1 protein-coding gene and 1 pseudogene are annotated in these 1,967 nt (G+C 65.0%); both read left to right on the top strand.

All coding sequences use genetic code 11. The annotated features are described in order from the left end of the window. The coding region (locus C484_RS00660; protein WP_006824050.1) for a phage portal protein at positions 1–1,259 on the top strand (1,259 nt) is incomplete at its 5' end. 87 nt (positions 1,260–1,346) lie between these two features. Continuing rightward, a pseudogene (locus C484_RS00655) lies at positions 1,347–1,967 on the top strand (hypothetical protein); the annotation flags it as partial.

The raw sequence follows: 1,967 nt of genomic DNA, 5'->3' as shown, positions 1-1,967 counted from the left end.
GGCCGCGTGGGCGCGAAGCGCTCGAGGCCCGCCAGATACAGCAGACCTGGCCGATGGAACTCATCACGAACGGGATCGTCGACCAACTCACTGGCGGTGAGGTCGCGTTCGAGAGCGAGGACGAGGAAGTCAGCGACGCTGAGGCCGCGCTACAGGACGCCATCCGGGATGTCATCACCGGCCCGCACCTGATGGACGACGACCTGGACGACCTGATCGCCGCCGCAGTGGCGGACATGCTTGGCCCGGGCAACGGCTACTGGCAGTTGCTCCCGAGCGAGGATGGCAGCCTGCCGGTCGTCTCGATGGTCCCGCTGGACGCGCTGACGGTTCGTCACAATTCCAACCGTCACGGCTACCCACAGGACCCGCCGTACTACCAGGCGTCAGATGCGTTCTCCTCGGATGGTGTCGGCACACTCGGCAACATCACGCCGACGCCGCTGGGCCGGGGCGACCTCGCGGTGATGCGCTATCCAGGCGCTCGACGCTCGTATCAGGTCTACCCAAAGAGCCCGTGCATGCAGATCCGGGACACGCTCGTGTTGCTCGCCAACTCGACGACCCACCATAACCGGTTCTACAACGACGACGAGATTCCGGCGGGGGTCATCCAGGTGATGAACGCCAACGACTCGACGATCACCGACCTGCAGGACAAGATCCAGGCGGCTGCTGGCGACCCACGGAGCGTCGAAGTGATCGGCGGTGAGGGCGCTGCGCAGTGGATCGAGATGGGGGGGACAGCGATCAATCTTGATGTCATTCAAGAACAGCAATGGTTCTTGCAACTCTGTCTCGCCGCCGTGGGGTTGGGGAAGGCCGAGATTGGCATGATAGAGGACGTGAATCGGGCAAACGGAGAGGGGGAGCAGTCCCGCGTGTTCAAGCGCGTGACGGGGCCGTTCGCGAAGCAGTTCAACGCTGCGTTTCAGCACATCTGCGAGCAGTTCGACGTCTACAATGAACTCGACCAGCCGTTCAAGCCGAAGCTCCGTTTCTCCGACCCTCGAGAGGAACGCGCTCGCGAGGAGCGCCTGCGCGAGATGTTCCAGGCCGGCGGCCTGACACGCCGACAGTACGCTCGTCGGCGTGGTGACGAGGACCTCGCAGACGACGATATGACGGTCGAGATAAACGGCGAGACGATCGACTACGGTGACCTCCCGAAGGACGTCCTCGAGCACAAGCTCGCGGCTGTGAGGGGAGAGACGGTCAACGAAGACGACGTCGGAGACCAGAGCGGTACAGACGAGTAACACGCAATCCCGATGAGCGCCGTCCTGCCGTGGGGCGGCCGAGGGCCACCATCACCACGGCACGCTTTTCACGAGGATCTGACAGACATGACCGACCACGACGACGTCGCACAGCGCGCCTACCACCAACCGGACCCCGACCGCGTCGTCGTTCGGGACCTCGACGAGAGCGAGGACGGCATGTTCGCGATTCGGATGCCGATCTCCTCGACGCTCGAGGCGCGTGATGGCGATGCGTTCGACGAGGAGCGCCTGCGCGGCTGGGAGACCCAGATCAACGAGGGGACGGTCGGCGTCTTTCTCGACCACGGGATGAACACCGACCTGTCGATGTCGCGCTACAGCGGCACCGGCAAGCTCGGATACTACGCTGACGCCGAAGTCGAGCAGCGCGACGACGACGAGTTCGAACTCGTCGCGGACACGCGCATCATGGACCCCGACACGCTGCCGGAGTCGACCGGCACGCTGCGGGAGCACCTCTCTCGAATCAAGGCACAGGCCGAGCGGGACATCCCGATCGCGCAGAGTGTTGGATGGGCCGACGATACGGGTGGCCGAGACGTCCCCGGCGATTCGGACCTCCTTGAGGGGTCGATTGTCGGCGTTCCCAGCGACCCCGAGGCGTCGAGTCACAGCACCGGTGAGGCGCTGGCCCGGGCTGCGGTGTCCGGGCGTCCTGACGCCGACCCGGAGCGCCTGGTCGAG

The organism is Natrialba taiwanensis DSM 12281, from assembly GCF_000337595.1.
In the GTDB taxonomy this organism is placed as follows: domain Archaea; phylum Halobacteriota; class Halobacteria; order Halobacteriales; family Natrialbaceae; genus Natrialba; species Natrialba taiwanensis.
The sequence above is the reverse complement of the archived record's forward strand: the minus strand, read 5'-3'. Positions and strand labels throughout refer to the sequence as shown.